The 17,060-nt window shown below is 46.7% G+C and carries 15 protein-coding genes; all 15 read left to right on the top strand.

What is annotated here, in order from left to right:
* Positions 1-162: 162 nt before the first annotated feature.
* The 15 genes from ON006_RS14755 (at position 163) to ON006_RS14685 (ending at position 17,055) form a co-directional block, all read left to right on the top strand.
* On the top strand, positions 163-831 hold the full coding sequence (locus tag ON006_RS14755) for a hypothetical protein (RefSeq protein WP_244823160.1): 669 nt from the start codon (positions 163-165) through the stop codon (positions 829-831).
* An 87-nt stretch (positions 832-918) separates the two neighbouring features.
* A complete protein-coding gene (locus tag ON006_RS14750) occupies positions 919-1,908 on the top strand; it encodes an AraC family transcriptional regulator (protein WP_244823161.1) in 990 nt (329 codons plus the stop codon).
* A gap of 134 nt (positions 1,909-2,042) precedes the next feature.
* Entirely contained in the window at positions 2,043-2,375 is a 333-nt protein-coding gene (locus ON006_RS14745; RefSeq protein WP_244823162.1) for an ArsR/SmtB family transcription factor, read from the top strand.
* The gene (locus ON006_RS14740) at positions 2,365-2,829 is read left to right on the top strand and encodes an SRPBCC family protein (protein ID WP_244823163.1); all 465 of its coding nucleotides are present in this window, start codon (positions 2,365-2,367) and stop codon (positions 2,827-2,829) included. Before ON006_RS14745 ends, ON006_RS14740 begins: the two co-directional genes overlap by 11 nt.
* Positions 2,830-2,924: 95 nt before the next feature.
* A complete protein-coding gene (locus ON006_RS14735) occupies positions 2,925-3,707 on the top strand; it encodes an alpha/beta fold hydrolase (protein ID WP_244823164.1) in 783 nt (260 codons plus the stop codon).
* Positions 3,708-3,849: 142 nt separating this feature from the next.
* Positions 3,850-4,206 carry a response regulator gene (locus ON006_RS14730; RefSeq protein WP_244823165.1) on the top strand — a complete coding sequence of 119 codons (357 nt, stop codon included), beginning with the start codon at positions 3,850-3,852 and terminating at the stop codon, positions 4,204-4,206.
* Positions 4,207-4,383: 177 nt separating this feature from the next.
* Positions 4,384-6,027 carry a TldD/PmbA family protein gene (locus tag ON006_RS14725; RefSeq protein WP_244823166.1) on the top strand — a complete coding sequence of 548 codons (1,644 nt, stop codon included), beginning with the start codon at positions 4,384-4,386 and terminating at the stop codon, positions 6,025-6,027.
* Between the two features lie 196 nt (positions 6,028-6,223).
* A complete protein-coding gene (locus tag ON006_RS14720) occupies positions 6,224-7,540 on the top strand; it encodes a TldD/PmbA family protein (protein WP_244823167.1) in 1,317 nt (438 codons plus the stop codon).
* A gap of 199 nt (positions 7,541-7,739) precedes the next feature.
* Entirely contained in the window at positions 7,740-9,377 is a 1,638-nt protein-coding gene (locus ON006_RS14715; RefSeq protein ID WP_244823168.1) for a TldD/PmbA family protein, read from the top strand.
* Positions 9,378-9,388: 11 nt separating this feature from the next.
* Positions 9,389-10,726, top strand: a complete 1,338-nt coding sequence (locus ON006_RS14710) for a TldD/PmbA family protein (protein WP_244823169.1) — start codon at positions 9,389-9,391, stop codon at positions 10,724-10,726.
* Positions 10,727-10,728: 2 nt separating this feature from the next.
* Entirely contained in the window at positions 10,729-11,346 is a 618-nt protein-coding gene (locus tag ON006_RS14705) for a DUF4159 domain-containing protein (protein ID WP_244823170.1), read from the top strand.
* A gap of 189 nt (positions 11,347-11,535) precedes the next feature.
* The gene (locus tag ON006_RS14700) at positions 11,536-12,513 is read left to right on the top strand and encodes an AAA family ATPase (protein WP_244823208.1); all 978 of its coding nucleotides are present in this window, start codon (positions 11,536-11,538) and stop codon (positions 12,511-12,513) included.
* Between the two features lie 225 nt (positions 12,514-12,738).
* Complete coding sequence (locus tag ON006_RS14695) at positions 12,739-13,632, top strand: DUF58 domain-containing protein (RefSeq protein ID WP_244823171.1); 894 nt, start codon at positions 12,739-12,741, stop codon at positions 13,630-13,632.
* The gene (locus ON006_RS14690; RefSeq protein WP_244823172.1) at positions 13,632-14,843 is read left to right on the top strand and encodes a BatA domain-containing protein; all 1,212 of its coding nucleotides are present in this window, start codon (positions 13,632-13,634) and stop codon (positions 14,841-14,843) included. Before ON006_RS14695 ends, ON006_RS14690 begins: the two co-directional genes overlap by 1 nt.
* Positions 14,836-17,055: a hypothetical protein gene (locus ON006_RS14685; protein ID WP_244823173.1), complete on the top strand. Its 2,220-nt coding sequence runs from the start codon at positions 14,836-14,838 to the stop codon at positions 17,053-17,055. Before ON006_RS14690 ends, ON006_RS14685 begins: the two co-directional genes overlap by 8 nt.
* The last annotated feature ends 5 nt before the right edge of the window (positions 17,056-17,060 follow it).

Raw genomic sequence — 17,060 nt, 5'->3', positions numbered from 1 at the left:
TTTATCTTCTCGGGGCATTGATTTTTATAAGGGGAAAGGGCGCTGTCGCCTGATCCCCTTTTTTTGTCGCTTTTGGCATAATCTTCTGCCTGGGGCCGTGTTTAATTTTGCAATGCGAACTTCAAAACGTGTCGCTTTTGAAACACCTTAAAATATTTAGTCATGCAGTATCGGGTCCTCGTCGGGTTCATTTGTATTCTTTCCGCAATATTGTCCATTGCCTGCCTTGGGGTAGGCGTTATCTCCGTTGATTACGACTTTGAAGCGTTTTCAAACCCGCAGCTGGTTCTTTACCATGCGACGCATTACAGGGCAGCTTACTGGTTTAACATATTGGATATGTTTGGCTACTACCTGCTTGTTTTGCCCTTGATCATGTATTGTCATCAGCAGTACAAATTTCGCTCACCCTGGTTAGGGACATTTACCGTTTGCGGCATTGCTTATATTGTTGTTGGGGCAATAGGCGCGGCCGCCCTTGCGGTAGCATGGGAATCGCTGCTGCAATTGCACCTGACGGCTGAGGGGACTGCAAAAGAGACCATTGAAATCGTTTTTGTCACTATTACAACTATTGTGACCAAAGGATTTTGGAATATATTGGAAACGCTGTTTGCAACCGTGTGGTTTGCGGGGGCAGGCCGGTTTTTGTATAATGAAAACAAATTTCTAGGAGCGCTTGGTGTGATTACCGGAGCAGGTACGCTGCTTGACGGTGCAGGTAACATTGCCGGGTTGAATGGCCTGGCAGAAATCGGTCTTAACATTTATCTTTTGTTTTCCATTGCATTTATTTTCGTGGCAGGTGTCGTATTCATAACGAGGCGTTGAGGGTTTGCTTTCCCGAAATTTGTAAATTGCCGGGAAAGAGAATCACAATACGAGGGAATTATGCAATACTGGGTTATCATGCCAGTCATGAGAAATCTCATACTGCTTGGGTCGAAAAATGATGCCGAGGTTGCCGCCATTTGCAAAGCGGGCAACATTGAACCGTGCGATCTGGATAATCACGAGATGAAGGTTTCCCTTGAAGCGAATATTGCCATCATGGAAGCCTTGCTGCACATTACCGGCGATAGAAATATGGGGCTGCACCTGGGCGAAAAAGCAACGCCTCCCATTATTGGCCAGGCCGGACATTTGCAGTATAGTGATAGCGATGTATTGTCCGCATTTAAAAAGACCATTCATTTCACCAGGACATTTACCGCACTCTATGATTTTATATTTGAGGAAAAGGGAAGTGAAATCAGGCTCTATTTTGAACCCATTCAATTGTGGAACGACATATCGCCTGAGACAGCCAGGCATGGTGTGGACATTACTTTTGCCGCTACGGTCAATTTTATCAAAGTCCTTTCGGGTAGGGTGGTGCATCCGTTGACGGTTTCTTACAGATATCCGGCCGTATCCGATCATTCCGAACATGAACGGATTTTTAAATGTAAACCTGTTTTCAACCGGTCGGGTAACTGTATTGTGTTTGATAAATCGAGCTTGCAAGTGCCGGTCCTGGGGTGCAATCCGCAACTCAATGCGGCTGTTGAAACGATGCTGCGCGAAAAAATTCAGCGTTCGCAGGAGGGGGAGCGTTTTAGTGCAAAAGTGAAACAGGTTATGCTAAGTAATGACCTATCTGATTTCCCACAGCTGGAAAACATTGCGATCGCTTTGAATATTACCACCCGTACCTTGCAGCGGAAATTACAAAAAGAGAATACTTCGTTCCGGGAACTGAGCGATGCCGTGAAATATGAGCAGGCTTCCACTTTGCTACGCCACGGCGAATTCACCGTCTCAGAAATTTCTTACAGACTTGGTTATACGGACCCTGCAACTTTTGGAAAGGCATTCAAACAATGGAGCGGCGTGTCCCCATTGAATTTCCGGAAAACTAGCGAATAAGGGATTGTTATAATCTGCACCGCCTTTCCAATCCATTTACTCGGGGCATCTCATTCATTCTCGCAAAATTTTTCACCAAAAAATTGCGCAAGTGAATACTTGCATTTAAATTTGCAAGCACTTACTTGCGCAATATGAAAACGAGACGTGACGTATATCAGGCAATAGCCGACCCGACCCGCAGGGCGATCATTAATATGATTGCTTCGCAGCCCCATAATGTAAATGCCATCGCCGAAAAGTTTGATGTTACCCGGCAGGCCATATCGCTTCACGTCAAGATCCTGACGGATTGCGGGCTTGTGAAAGTGAGGCAGCGTGGCAGGGACCGGGTATGCGAGGCGCAGCTTGACCAGCTTAGCGAAGTTTCGGCCTGGGTGGATCAGTACCGGCAACATTGGGAAAGTAAGTTGGACTCTTTGGAAACATATTTAGAAAAACTTAAAAAAGAAAAGTATGGAAAATGACAAAACCAGCAGAGAGGGCCGCGAGCTCAATATTTCAAGGACACTGAATGCGCCCATCGAACTCGTTTGGGAAGCCTGGACAAATCCTGAACACATTGCTAAGTGGTGGGGGCCGGATGGATTTACAAATACCATTACTACGATGGATATGGTGCCCGGCGGCGAATGGAACCTGGTCATGCATGGGCCAGACGGGACCGACTATAAGAACAAAAGTATATTCAAGGAAATAATCCCGTTCAAAAAGATTGTGTATGAACATAATACCAGTCCAAAATTCCTGACGACGATAGAGTTTGAAGCACAAGGGGAGAAGACGTTCATCAACTGGAACATGCTGTTTGAATCGAAAGAACAGTTTATCCAGGTGGTAAAAACCTTCAAGGCCGACGAAGGATTGAAACAAAATATCGCGAAGCTGGATGTGTACCTGGAAGGAATGAAAACGCATTAACGACGATCATGAACCTGACCAAACAGTTATGCGCATCACTCCTATTATGTGCCCTGATGACGCCAATTTCACTAACCGCACAGAAAATTAATACCATGGGAAAATCAAAAACAACGGGTTATGCTCCGGTCAACGGGCTGAATATGTATTACGAAATCCACGGCGACGGCACCATACCACTGGTACTGATACACGGCGGGGGCTCAACGATTGAAACATCATTTGGGAATATACTGCCCCTGTTTTCGGCTCATTATAAGGTAATTGCCATGGAATTGCAGGCTCACGGCCGGACCAATGACAGAAACGGGCCCGAGTCATTTGAGCAGGACGCAGACGACGTGACGGCTTTGCTTCAATATCTTAAAATTGACAAAGCGAATATTCTGGGTTTCAGCAATGGCGGAACTACTACGATGCAAATGGCAATCAGGCACCCGGAAGTTGTCAGCAAAATCATTGTGATAGCGGGCGCATATCAACGCGAAGGTTTCATGCAGGGATTTTTTGAAGGTATGCAGCATGTCACGCTGGACAATATGCCAGAATTTTTGAAAGTAGCTTACACGAAAGTTGCCCCTGACAAAAGTCAGCTCGTGGTGATGTTCAATAAAGACAAGCAACGTATGATCGATTTCAAGGATATTCCCGATGAAGCCGTAAAAGGCATCAAAGCACCCGCGTTGTTTATCGTTGCGGACAAAGACGTTATCACAATCGAGCACACGGTAAAAATGTCCCGGATCGTGCCAGGCGCGCAGCTGGTGATATTGCCCGGCACGCACGGAACGTATATAGGTGAGGTCGGTTCCGTTGGGGCCGATAGCAAATTGCCGGAAGCCACTGCGCTCCTGGTCAGGGAGTTCCTCGGAAAATGAGAAGTAATAGATTGTTTGTAGTTACAACCGGTTGATATTTAATTATATACATTTTTTAATTGATAATTTCATTATTTTTAGGGATCGCAAAGCCACTTCCTTAGTTTTGGACTTTGCCGTAAACCCTATTTGATATTAGTGTATGATGACCATACTCTACGTTGATCATGAAATTAACAATCTGAATTCATTTAAAGCTACTTTCCGACGAGACGCGACAGTGTTCGTGGCAAGCTCAACCAGGGAAGGGTTGGAGATACTTCAGGAGCATAAAATAGACGTCATATTCGCAGATCACCAGATGCCCGAAATGACGGGCCTGGAATTTCTGAAACTTGCTTCCAAGCAGTTTCCGGCCAGTATCAGGATTATATTAACTGGCAATGCCTACACAGACGAGTTCAAAATAGCTGCCGGAAAAGGGTACTTTCACAGCTATGTCAACAAGCCTTGGGACGAGCAGCAGCTGAGGCGATTAATGACAACCCATTTATTTTAACTTTTTCAAGAAAAAAATGAATGCGCTGGATCTCCGGATAGGAGATTCCCATCGCATTTTTTCGTGCGGGGTAAAAAAATTGCCACACGAATATTTGTTGAAAATATATTGATTACATTGTGATATCGAATCGTAGAGAATTCCTTCATCTGCTGCCTTACGGCTAAACCTTAACCAATGAAAAGAAGAGATTTTATGCAAATGTCCGGTATGGGAATAGGCGCTTTAATGCTGCCTTCCGTACCAGTCATTGGAAGCCCTGTTGCCGCCGAACACCTGCTCGAACCCTGGATCGATGCCGCGGCTAAAAAGAAACTGTCCGAAGTCGCGCTCAATGCGGCCCGGAGCAAAGGCGCTACCTATACGGATGTACGTATCGGGCGCTACCTTCAGCAATATCTGTTCACCAGAGAAAAGCAGGTGCAGAACATTGTCAATGCTGAGTCATACGGCATCGGGATCAGGGTGATAGCCAATGGTACCTGGGGCTTTTCAGCCACCAGCGATGTAACGCCGGAAGGTATCGCCAAATGTGCGGCCACTGCTGTCGAAATAGCAAAGGCAAATTCCAAATTTCAGAAGGAACCAGTTGTGCTCGCTGAACAAAAAGGGGTAGGAGAGAAATCCTGGAAAACGCCTCTGAAAAAAAATGCATTTGAAATACCTGTCATAGAGAAGATTGATCTGCTGATGAATGTGAATGGAGCTGCGATGCAAAACGGCGCCAGCTTTGTCACGTCGAACCTGTTTTTTGTCAATGAACAGAAATATTTCGCTTCGTCCGACGGGTCATTCATCGATCAGGACATTCACCGGGTATGGCCTACTTTTACAGTAACGGTCACCGATAAAGCAGCAGGTAAGTTCAAAACCCGGGACGCGATCAGCTCGCCGATGGGAATGGGTTACGAATACCTCGACGGACTGGCTTCTGAAAAAATCGCCGGGCCGAATGGCCTGGTAGGGTACCGCAATTCTTACGATATGGTCGAGGACGCGATTACCGCCGCGAAACAGGCCAAGGAAAAAATGACCGCGAAGTCGGTACTGGCAGGAAAGTATGACCTGGTACTGGACCCGAACCATTTGGGCCTTACCATCCACGAATCGGTAGGTCACCCGACTGAGCTTGACCGCGTGCTGGGTTACGAAGCCAACTACGCCGGTACCAGCTTTGCTACTTTGGACAAATGGGAATCCAAAAGCTTCGCATATGGTAGCAAGCTAGTCAACATTGTCGCTGACAAAACACAGCCGAACACGCTCGGTGCCGTTGGTTACGACGACGAAGGTGTGCCTTGCAAGGAATGGGACATTATTAAGGATGGTATTTTGGTCAATTACCAGGCGATCCGCGATCAGGCGAAAATTATCGGTGAGAAAGAATCGCATGGCTGCTGCTATGCCGACAACTGGAATTCAGTACAATTCCAGCGGATGCCGAACATTTCTTTGAAACCGGGTACTGAAAAACGCAGCGTAATCGATATGATCAAAGGTGTTGACAAAGGCATATACATTATAGGTAGAGGTTCCTATTCCATTGACCAGCAGCGTTATAACTTCCAGTTTGGCGGGCAGGTATTTTACGAGATCAAAAACGGGGAAATAGTCGGTATGCTCGACGACGTGGCTTACCAATCTAATACCCAGGAGTTCTGGAATTCTTGTTCACAGCTATGCGACAAGGATGACTACCGCACATTCGGTTCGTTTTTTGACGGCAAAGGGCAGCCAGCCCAGGTTAGCGCGGTATCGCACGGCAGTGCTACCAGCCGTTTCGACGGTGTGAATGTGATCAATACGGGGAGGAAGATTTAAGAATGAATTGGTACGAATAGTCATTTGTAGTCATTGATCGTCACTTTTGGTCATTACTTTAAGGAAACAACAAATGACTACAAATGACCACCTCTGACCACTCATGACAAAGAATGACCCTTCATGACAATAAATGACCACTCATGACAACCCCTGACCATAGACTATACCCAACAACACTTGACTATACCAAACCATGGCAATACTATCCAAAGAAGAAGCAAAGAAAATCATAGATAAAGTACTGGCATTTTCGAAAGCCGATGAAATCAGCGTCGGACTTGACGGTAACCGGACTGGCAACATTCGGTATGCCCGAAATTCGGTGTCTACCAGTGGCGAAACCAATGACCTGGCGCTGTCGGTAACCTCGGTATTCGGCAAGAAATCAGGTACTTCCACCATTAATGAATTTGATGATGCTTCACTGGAAAAGACGGTGAGAAGAGCAGAGGAAATCGCGAAACTGGCGCCCGACAATCCGGAATATGTTCCGATGCTCGGCGCTCAAAAGTATGCGGAAACCAATTCCTTTGCAGCAAGTACCGCAGCCATTAATCCTGAATACAGGGCCAAAGCGGCCTTTGACAGCATTGATCCCTGCGTGCAGAAAAATCTGACAGCAGCCGGTTATATGGAGGATACCGCAGGTTTTTCGGCGATGGGAAACAACAAAGGCTTGTTTGGATACAACAAGGCAACATCCATCGATTTTTCAATCACCGTTCGTACGGCAGACGGCAAAGGTTCAGGCTATGCGAAGCGGGATTATAATGATGCATCGAAACTGAGCACAAGGTCAGCGACGGAGATTGCCATGCAAAAGGCGCTGGCGTCGGCGAGCGCAAAGGCATTGGAACCCGGAAAATACACCGTCATACTGGAACCTACCGCCGGTATTGATTTACTCCAAAACATGATGCGAAGTATGGATGCACGGAATGCGGACGAAGGGAGAAGTTTTTTGGGCAAAAAAGGAGGCGGTACCAGGCTGGGGGAAAAGCTGTTTGATGAACGCGTCAACATTTATTCGGATCCTTCTAACATAGAAATCCCAGGCTCTCCTTTCGCAGGTGATGGCAGGGTACAGGAAAAGGTGGTTTGGGTAGAGAATGGTGTAGTGAAAAACATGTCCTACTCACGTTTCTGGGCAGAAAAGCAAGGAGTGAAAGCCATTCCGGCGCCGTCAGGATTTATTTTTCAAGGAGGAAATGAATCGCTTGCGGATCTGATCAAAGGGACGGAAAAGGGAATTCTGGTGACGAGGCTTTGGTATATCCGTGCCGTGGATCCGCAGACGCTACTTTACACCGGGCTCACCAGGGATGGTACTTTTTACATTGAAAACGGGCAGATCAAATATCCGGTAAAAAATTTCCGCTTTAACGAGAGTCCGGTCATCATGCTCAACAACCTGGAAGCGATCGGTAAACCGGTTCGCGCCAATGGTAGCCTGGTTCCGCCATTGAAGATCAGGGACTTCACATTCACCAGCTTGTCTGACGCAGTGTAGCTGACGCAGTGTAGCTGCCGCAGTGGAACTGCCGCTGCTCCACTGCGGCAATGTAACCAAAGTGACGCTAACCATTCAAACCAATATCCGGCCTTATGTAAAAAGTGAATTGATTCTGAAAGGTGTTTTACTTACCTTATGAATTGCGCTTTTGCAGCATTCCAATCCAATTTCATCACTATTAGCAAACAACTATACCTTGAAAAGAAGAGACTTTATTCAAATGGCTGGCCTTGGAACGGGAGCGTTCATGTTACCTGGCTTTGCAATGGGCAGGACTGTTTCTCCCGAAGCATTTCTGAATCCCGGAGACGATGTTGCTGTTAAAAAGCGACTGGCAGACGCTGCGTTGAACGCCGCCAAATCCAAAGGCGCTTCCTATGCGGATGTACGTATCGGACGGTACCTCAACCAGTTCGTGATCACACGCGAAGACAAGGTTCAGAATATCGTCAATACCGAGTCCTATGGGGTTGGGGTACGGGTGATTGCCAATGGTTGCTGGGGTTTTGCTGCGGTAGTGGACGCTAAGAATGAAGCCCAAATGGCGAAAGCTGCGGAAGATGCCGTCGCCATTGCGAAGGCTAACTCCAAATTGATGAAGGAACCTGTGCAGCTGGCTGCTCAGAAAGGTTTTGGAGAGGTAAGCTGGAAAGCGCCGATCAAGAAAAACGCATTTGAAGTGCCCATTAAGGAAAAGGTTGATCTGCTGCTTTCTGTAAATGATGCGGCGATGAAGAATGGCGCTAACTATGTCAATTCCATTCTTTTCCTCGTGAATGAGCAAAAGTATTTTGCCTCCACCGACGGATCTTACATTGATCAGGATGTGCACAGGATCTGGCCGATTTTCAATGTAACATGCATTGATCCAAAAACAGGAAAATTTGAAACAAGAAATGCATTGAGCGCGCCAATGGGCATGGGCTACGACTATCTTCAGGCCAACCCTGCTGATAAAATCACCGGTGTCACAACGCGCTATAATAAAGGGTATGACATGCTGGAAGATGCGACTGCGGCTGCCAAGCAAGCCAAGGAAAAATTGACAGCCAAATCAGTCGAGGCTGGTAAGTATGACCTCATTCTTGACCCGTCACACCTTTGGTTAACGATCCACGAATCGGTCGGTCACCCGCTGGAACTGGACCGGGTACTGGGTTATGAGGCCAACTTTGCCGGTACATCATTCGCCACTTTGGACAAATGGAAATCCAAAAACTTCCAGTATGGCAGCAAACAAGTGAACCTGATCGCCGACAAATTGCAGGTAGGTTCGCTGGGCGCAGTGGGCTGGGATGATGAAGGCGTCAACACCAAGAAATGGGACCTGGTGAAAGATGGCATACTGACAAATTATCAGGCGATCCGCGATCAGGCACATATCATTGGCGAAAAAGAATCGCATGGCTGCTGCTATGCGGATAGTTGGAGTTCGGTTCAGTTTCAGCGTATGCCGAATGTTTCCCTGGCAGCAGGCAAAACGCCACTATCGGTAGACGATATGATCAAGGATGTCAAAAAAGGGATTTACATCATCGGCGACGGCTCGTTCTCGATCGATCAGCAGCGTTATAATTTCCAGTTTGGCGGGCAGTTATTCTATGAAATTAAAGACGGGAAAATTGTCGGTATGCTCAAAGATGTGGCTTATCAGTCTAATACACAGGAGTTCTGGAATTCCTGCGCACAGGTTTGCGACGACCGCGACTACCGTTTGGGAGGCTCATTCTTTGATGGGAAAGGCCAGCCTTCGCAGTCCAGCGCCGTATCTCACGGAAGCTCGACTACCCGTTTCAATGGAGTAAATGTGATCAATACCGCCAGAAAAATATAACCTAATCAGCTATGTCAATCATATTATCTGAATCAGAGGCAAAAGCATTGTGTCAAAAAGTGCTGAGTTATTCCAAAGCGGATGAATGCGAAATTAACATTCTGGGCGAGGAAAGGGGCAACCTGCGATATGCGCGCAATGAGGTGTCTACCAGCGGTTCTTTGATCAATCAGAATTTGCAGGTACAATCATCTTTTGGTAAAAGAGTCGGTATCGCCACGATAGACGAATTTAGTGATGAATCATTTGAAAAAGTGGTGCGGAGATCGGAGGAACTTGCCCGGCTTGCTCCCGAAAACCCTGAATTTGTAAGTGTGCTTGAACCGCAAACTTACGTCAAGTCAAGCGGGTTTTTCGAATCAACCGCGGGGATTAATCCTGATAAAAGAGCAGACGCAGTAGCCAAAAGCCTCGAACTTTCACGTGCTCAAAATCTGACGGCGGCTGGCTTTCTGGATAATCAAAAAGGCTACTCGGCCATGATGAATTCCAAGGGATTGTTTGCCTACTATCCGAGTACCAGTGTCAATTTTTCACTCACCGTCCGTACGCCTGACGGAAAAGGTTCGGGCTATATTGCGAAAGGGTATAGTGATGTAAATAAGCTGGATACAGCGGCTGCAACCAGGATTGCCATTCAAAAATCGCTGGGTTCTGTGGAAGCAAAAGCATTGGAACCAGGCAAGTATACCGTCATTTTGGAACCGACGGCGGCTGCGGTTTTACTTGAAAATATATTCTTCAATTTTGATGCAAGAAGCGCCGATGAAGGACGCTCGTTTTTGAGCAAACCGGATGGAAAAAGCAAAATAGGCGAGAAAATTGTGGACGAACGCGTCAACATTTACTCTGATCCCACCAACCCCGATCTACCTGCTTCACCATGGGCAGGCGACGGCCAGGCGATCGACAAAATCAACTGGATTGAAAAAGGAGTGGTCAAAAATCTCATTTATTCCAGGTTTTGGGCTCAGAAAAACAATGTGAAACCTGTTCCGACCCCAACGAATGTGATCATGGAAGGGGGCACGGCGACGATGGAAGAACTGATCAAGTCAACCAAGCAAGGTATCCTGGTCACGAAACTGTGGTACATCCGGGAGGTGGATCCGCAGACATTGTTACTGACAGGCCTCACACGGGATGGTACTTTTTATATCGAGAATGGTGTGATCAAGCATCCGATCAAGAATTTCCGTTTCAACGAAAGTCCGGTCATCATGCTGAATAACCTCGAAACGCTTGGGAAATCCGAGCGCGTAGTGAGTACCGAATCAAACCAAAACTACCTGATACCGCCCATGAAGATCAGAGAGTTTACTTTTTCATCACTTTCCGACGCTGTTTAGTATTGAAGCCATTTTTTTTCACAAGAATTCAATACACGTCGGGAAACTGGGATACCGACCAGCGAATGCCTTCCAATCTGTTGCATTCGCTGGTTGAGTATACCACTATACCTGTCGACGAAAAGGAAAAAATAGTCCAGCTAAGCAGTAATGAGATTTTCAAAAGCCCATTCTGTTATTTGAGCGGGCACAAACTGGTGGAATTCTCGTCTCAGGAGCGTGACCATTTCAAAAGGTATGTTCAGAACGGCGGCTTTGTGTTCGTGGACGATTGTAACCATGATATCGACGGACTCTTTGCCAAATCTTTTGAACAGGAAATGGAGCGTACATTCGGGCCCAAAGCATTGCAAAAGATTCCCAATAACCACGCAATTTATCACAGCTTCTTCAAATTTGAGGAAGGCCCGCCGACCACCACATTCGAGCTGAATGGCTGGGGGGATGATCTCGTGCACGATTATCTAAAAGCGATCACGATTAACGGAAGGATCGGTGTGCTATACAGCAACAAGGATTATGGTTGCGAATGGGACTACGATTTCCGTAACAAGCGTTTTCTGGCCGTGGATAATACGAGGTTTGGGGTGAATATTGTGGTGTATGCGTTGACGGCGTAGGGGTGCCGGTCAGGTATTGTCATTTTTAGTCAGACGTTGTCATAAATAGTCATTTATTGTTAAAATGTCGACTTGAACATTTTGTCGCCCTGAGCGGAGTCGAAGGGCATTACTAGCGTCAGTAATATCCTTCGACTTCGCTCAAGATGACAAAGAAGTTCAGAAGACAAAAATTATTCGAATTTGGACATTTCACTCGAACACTATAAATCGCTTGTCGCCAAGCTGCCGCTTCTGAAAAAGGAGATAGCCAAGGTCATTGTCGGGCAGCAGGAGGCTATTGACGAAATACTGATTTCCTTGCTCGCATCGGGACATTGTTTGCTGGAAGGAGTACCCGGACTGGCCAAGACATTGATGGTGAAAACCATGTCAGAAGCTTTGCAAATGAGTTTCAAACGCATTCAGTTTACCCCCGACCTCATGCCTGGCGATATCATTGGAACAGAAATCCTGGAAGAAGATCACGAGACGGGCAAGAAGTTTTTCAAATTCAATCAGGGGCCGGTGTTTGCGAACATTGTGCTGGCCGACGAAATTAACAGGACACCTCCCAAGACCCAGGCAGCGTTACTGGAAGCCATGCAGGAAAAAAGTGTGACTTATGGCGGTACTAACTACGTTTTGCCAAATCCATTTCTAATCATTGCTACCCAGAATCCGATCGAGCAGGCAGGTACGTATCCCTTGCCGGAAGCTCAGCTGGACCGTTTTCTGCTGTATATCAAACTGAATTATCCCAATGAACAGGAGGAACTGGACGTGCTGAAGGGTACGACGGGATCGTTTCGTGCACAGATAGATAGGGTTTTATCGGATGAAGAAATTATCGACCTGCAAAAACTGACCAGGCAGGTACATATCAGTGAGGAGCTGATTAAATGGATCAATAAATTGGTAAGAAGTACCAGGCCAGAAGGTAGTCCGTCGGATTTTGTAAAGGAATGGTGTGACTGGGGTGCAGGCCCGCGCGCGGGGCAGGCGCTGGTACTTTGTGCCAAGGCCCGGGCAGTGTTGAACGAGCGGTTTGCGGTAATCCCGGAAGACATCCTGACGCTTGCATACCCGGTATTGAGGCACCGCATTGCCATGAATTTCCGCGCCGAGGCTGAAAATATCAGTACGGATCAGGTGATATCGGAATTGTTGGCGGTAATGAAACCGTGAATTTTGAACGTGGGAGCCTATGTTACATTTGTACACAGTTACATGCCTGACGGCATTTTTATTACGACACAATTTTAACGTACTACCGATATTACATGCCTAACGGCATTTGCTTGAACCTAAGCCAAATCGCGTAGCGATGCAACCTTGGCCGCCGCCGCGCGGTAGGAAAATATGGTTGTCGCATCCAATTTTAAATGCCTTTAGGCATGAAACATATGAACCATGAAAACAACCGGATTACTGGCATCCAACCTGATTAAGCTAAAAAACCTGCAACTGACGGGCAAACTCGTCAGTGAGGAATTGATGCTGGGTATTCATGCCAGTAAACGCTCGGGTATCGGTGTGGAATTTGAGCAATATCGTCATTACGAACCGGGAGATGACCCCAAAAGAATAGATTGGAAACTTTTTGCGCGGACTGATAAGCACCTCATTCGCGAGTCTTCCACGGAAAGCGACAGGCAAATCCGTTTCATGCTGGATCTGTCCGGTTCCATGAATTACGAGGAGAATGGAGTGAGCAGGTTGCAGTATGCGCAAATTTTACTGGCGTCGCTGGCCTACTTGTGCTACATTCAGAATGACCAAATGAGCCTGTATGCATTGAAAAATGGCTCTATTGAAACTATTGCGGCAACAGGCACTGCTTCTTCCGGCAGGCAAGCGTTTCAAAAGATACTGGTAGGGCTGGAAAAAACGGTGGCAGGCGGCGAATGGAGTGCTGGCGAAACGATGAAATTTCCCGAGTTACAGTCCAGAAAAAAGGAGCAGCTCATTTTTGTCAGCGACTTTTTGCAGGTTCAGGAGGAATGGCTCAATTTGGTGAAATCGCTTGCTAATCCGCATCGGGAGATCGTTATTTTTCAAATTTTGGGCGATCAGGAAGTTAATTTCAATCTGGATGGTTTTTATCGTTTTAAAGATCTGGAAACCGGCGCTGAAATAGAGCTGGATGCTGCGTCGGTACGGGAACAATTCAGGGAATCGGCGGATCAATACCTGCTGAAATTGAAAGAAGAACTGCAAATTCCTCATGTACACCTGATACGGGCGCAACTGAGCGACCCTGTCGGGATGGTTTTGAAAACATTTTTAACCAAAAGAAAAGGATAGTGGAATTGCTGCAGCCATACATGCTTTGGGGAATACTGGCGGTAATATTACCCGTTATCATTCATTTTTGGTACCAGAAAAAAGGCAAAACTATCGCCTGGGCGGCTTCACGGTGGTTAACTGAAAAAACGACATTACAGCACCGTGGTGTAAGATTGGATGAGATTCCACTTTTGCTGATCAGGTGTTTGCTGATCACTTTACTCTCGCTGATACTGAGCAGGCCAGTTTGGAACTGGCTGGCGGGTATGAATGCGCAAACGACGGTACATCTGGTAGAACCCAATCGTGCCGTGACCGAGAATTTTAGATTTGAAATTGAAACTGCAAAGAAAAAAGGTGAAAGTATTTACTGGATAGGGCCTGAAAAACAGGAACTGACTGATGTTGCCAATGTGCCCCAGAATCCAGAAAGCGTATTGTTTTTACAAAAAACGATCAATCAGATTGCTGGCACTAAGACAAATTTCAATCTATACATCACGGACAGCCCGGAATGGGCGGCTTTGCCTGAAACATACATACCTGGGACATTCAAGTTGTTTTCAGTAACCGATTCAGCGAGTAGCGAAGCCATTCCATACCTCGAATTGGACGGTGGAAAAAAATTATTCATTGATCCGAAAAGTGGCCGGTTGGTAGTGGCTGAGGCAGCAGATAAGTCTATTCATTTAGCCCGTAAACCAGTTCATGCCGGAATAATAGATGTTCTGATTGATTACAAAAACACTGCCGAGCGACAAACTGTTGAAGCCGGGTTACTGGCCTTAACCGAAGTTTACGAAATTCCATTTGTCATTGATAAACAGTCAATTAAAGGAAAGCGATATCAATGGATTCTGACGGATCGCGCGGTCGAAAAGCCGCTGCCTCAAACGTTGTACATCACTTCCGGAAATGTAAAAAGGCCTGAAATGCCGGGTAATGTGATCCAGGTTCAGGATTCGCTGCGACTTTCTTCATCGGGTTTGGTGGAGAGTGGAGAGTTGCCGGAATGGCTGGGTAGTGCATTGGTTTCATGGTTTCAATTAAAACAAAAGAATGCGCCATTGAGCCGGAAACAGCTGAATGCATTGTTTGTAAAAGCCAAACCCGATCGCATTCCCGTCGCTGAAAAAGGAAAGCAATGGTTGTTGGTACTATTTATATCGACATTGTTGACAGAGCGCTGGATGGCGCTGAGAAAAAACGTAAGTCGTAATTATGCATGAGCTGAAAAAACTGATCGGTAACGTTACTACGCAGCTTTACGGTAGTGCGGCGATCCGCTGTCTGATGCTGGCGGTCTCGGCGTTTTTGCTGCTCTCGGTTTTTGCAGCGCATCAATATTTGCTGCCATTGGCCGGGGCTTTGGCCGGGCTGGGAGTTGGAATGTGGCTTACAGGGTTTTTTCAAAACAAAAAGCCGGAAGCGATTTCATTAATTCATGAGTATGTCGGCGAAACGGAATATAGTCTGCACATTCTTGAAAAGGACCAGCTGAACATTGCCGAGCAATTGCAGCTGGAAAGGATTTTGGGCAAATCGGTGCGTTTTCCTTATTCGAAATTATATACGGGAATGCGGTGGTACGTGGTTCTGGTTACTCTTTCAGCTGCCTTTTATTACGTTTATCCCAAAATTCAAAAGGACTCTGGCAATACATTCCGGAAATCATTATCAGCTCAGAAAATCGTAAAGAGCAACCCGCTTGTCGCGCCGTCGTTTCAGTCCTCGAACGTCACTATCTCCCCGCCTGCTTACACCAAACTTCCATCGAGAAAGGAGAATGATCTGAATATCAGTGCGATAGTGGGTTCGTCGCTTCATTGGAATGTGGTGCTCAGCCATGACAGCAATGTATCGGTAAGGCTGGCCAACAACCGTGGCGAGGAGGTTTTGTTTAAAAAGCAGAATGGCTCTTTTCATTATCAGGATAGGCTCGCAGGTTCAGGGTTGTATACGATCAAGGCTTTTTGGAAGGATTCACTGATTTACCAATCCGACTTTTACAGGCTGGAAGCGTTACCTGACCTCGCGCCTAAAATTGAGCCCGCGTCGAAAGAATTGTATCAATATCATTTTTTTAAAGACAATAAAACCATTCAGGTTTCAGCCAAAATTTCAGATGATTTCCAGGTAAAGCAGGCGTTTATCGTAGCAACGCTGGCGCGGGGATCGGGTGAAAATGTGAAATTTCGCGAGGTGAAATTTCCGCTGTCACCAACTGATTTTAAGCAGGCGAACCTGAAAAAAATGATCAACCTTACCGAGCTGAATTTCGCACCGGGGGATGAACTGTACTACTATTGGGCGGCTATTGATAACCGGCAGCCCGAAGGTAATTTCAGTAAATCGGACACGTATTTCATTGTATATAAGGATACTGCGCAGATTGAAGAAGCTGAACTGGCTACGATGGCTGTCAATATTATGCCCGAATATTTCCGCAGTCAGCGGCAGATCATTATCGATACCGAAAAGCTGATTGCCAAGCGGAAAAAGTTGCCAACCAAGGAATTTGCCTCCATTTCCAATGAGATCGGTTTCGACCAGAAAGTGCTCCGGTTGCGTTACGGGCAATATTTGGGAGAAGAATTTGAGACGAGCATCGGAGGTGGCGGGCTACCGGCGGAAGCGGATCACGCACCTTCGGGTGCGGGCGTCGTGGATGCATTCACACACAAGTCGGACGGCGAGGGAGAGGCGGCGGAGCGGCGCGCAACCGAGCCGGCACATGCGGAAGGGCACGACCACGCACATGAGAAGGAAGAAAGTGGCTCCAAAGACCCGCTGGAGGCATTAATGGAGCAGTATACCCATTCGCACGATGATGCAGAAACCAATACATTTTATGAACAGTCGACGCGGAGCTTGCTCAAAATGGCTTTGGAACAAATGTGGCAGTCGGAGCTTCATTTGCGAATGTACGAGCCCGAAAAAGCACTTCCATTTGAAAATAAAGCACTGGAATACCTCAAATCAGCGCAGCATAAAGCCAGGACTTTTGTGAAGAAAAGTGGTTATGATCCACCGCCGATCAAAGAGAAGGAAAAGCGGTTGACCGGAGAATTGAAGGATGTATCGAGTGATTTTAATTCAAAAATAGCATTTGACCAAAAGCGTACGGAGCAGCTGGCCGCGGAATTACTGGGCTTTCTGGACCACATTCAGCCGGATAAAAATCAATGGGCAAAGTTGCGGATGCTGGGTTCGGAGCTGTCAGACAGGCTGATCAATAGCGGCCCGCTGAATGGTGGCTTGCAAAATTGGCCCGTGATTGCCTCTCTTCAAAAGCTGGTGAATGGAAAAACGCTGACATCGGCGGAGAAATTGAAACTGAAAAATGAACTGTACCAACGCGCAGCACCTGCATTGCGGACGCGGGCAGGTTACGCGGGCAATAAAAAACTGGAAGATGCCTTCCGAAAAAAATTACGATGAACCGG

Origin of the sequence: Dyadobacter pollutisoli, assembly GCF_026625565.1 — a bacterium.
GTDB classification, from domain to species: domain Bacteria; phylum Bacteroidota; class Bacteroidia; order Cytophagales; family Spirosomataceae; genus Dyadobacter; species Dyadobacter pollutisoli.
Note: the sequence above shows the minus strand (reverse complement) of the source record. Positions and strands in the feature narration are given on the sequence as shown.

Excerpts from the sequence above, each read along its gene's own strand:
- ON006_RS14755 (WP_244823160.1), top strand. The coding sequence starts at position 163 with ATGCAGTATCGGGTCCTCGTCGGGTTCATTTGTATTCTTTCCGCAATA.
- ON006_RS14745 (WP_244823162.1), top strand. The coding sequence starts at position 2,043 with ATGAAAACGAGACGTGACGTATATCAGGCAATAGCCGACCCGACCCGC.
- ON006_RS14710 (WP_244823169.1), top strand. The coding sequence starts at position 9,389 with ATGTCAATCATATTATCTGAATCAGAGGCAAAAGCATTGTGTCAAAAA.
- ON006_RS14730 (WP_244823165.1), top strand. The coding sequence starts at position 3,850 with ATGATGACCATACTCTACGTTGATCATGAAATTAACAATCTGAATTCA.
- ON006_RS14750 (WP_244823161.1), top strand. The coding sequence starts at position 919 with ATGAGAAATCTCATACTGCTTGGGTCGAAAAATGATGCCGAGGTTGCC.
- ON006_RS14685 (WP_244823173.1), top strand. The coding sequence starts at position 14,836 with ATGCATGAGCTGAAAAAACTGATCGGTAACGTTACTACGCAGCTTTAC.
- ON006_RS14695 (WP_244823171.1), top strand. The coding sequence starts at position 12,739 with ATGAAAACAACCGGATTACTGGCATCCAACCTGATTAAGCTAAAAAAC.
- ON006_RS14740 (WP_244823163.1), top strand. The coding sequence starts at position 2,365 with ATGGAAAATGACAAAACCAGCAGAGAGGGCCGCGAGCTCAATATTTCA.
- ON006_RS14720 (WP_244823167.1), top strand. The coding sequence starts at position 6,224 with ATGGCAATACTATCCAAAGAAGAAGCAAAGAAAATCATAGATAAAGTA.
- ON006_RS14735 (WP_244823164.1), top strand. The coding sequence starts at position 2,925 with ATGGGAAAATCAAAAACAACGGGTTATGCTCCGGTCAACGGGCTGAAT.
- ON006_RS14725 (WP_244823166.1), top strand. The coding sequence starts at position 4,384 with ATGAAAAGAAGAGATTTTATGCAAATGTCCGGTATGGGAATAGGCGCT.